Source organism: Campylobacter sp. BCW_6466 (assembly GCF_001762835.1).
GTDB classification, from domain to species: Bacteria; Campylobacterota; Campylobacteria; order Campylobacterales; family Campylobacteraceae; genus Campylobacter_D; species Campylobacter_D jejuni.
In genome coordinates this window covers 13,342-13,728 of sequence record NZ_MJXO01000070.1, presented here as the reverse complement: position 1 = coordinate 13,728, position 387 = coordinate 13,342, and the positions used below count along the sequence as shown (strand labels likewise).

Here is a 387-nt window from a genome sequence, read left to right as displayed (position 1 = left end):
CTCAAGATGATAATGCAAACAAAGCTTTAGAAACTCAAAATTTAGAAGATGAAAATTTAGAACAAGAAACAACTAAAGAACAGACTCAAGAAGACATTCAAACTGATTTAGATTTAACTTTGGAAGATGGCGGAAGCCAAAAAGAAGACTTAAGCCAAGAACATACAGCTTTGGATACTGAGCCTAGTTTAGACGAACTAGATGATAAAAATGATGAAGATTTAGAAATCAAAGAAGATGACAAAAATGAAGAAATAGAAAAGCAAGAATTATTAAACGATTCTAAAGCAAATACATTAGAAATGCAAGAAGAGCTTAACGAATCTCAAGATGATAATGCAAACAAAGCTTTAGAAACTCAAAATTTAGAAGATGAAAATTTAGAAC

1 pseudogene is annotated in these 387 nt (G+C 30.0%); it reads left to right on the top strand.

The window, feature by feature from the left end:
* A pseudogene (locus AJ887_RS10505) lies at nucleotides 1–387 on the top strand (highly acidic protein); the annotation flags it as partial.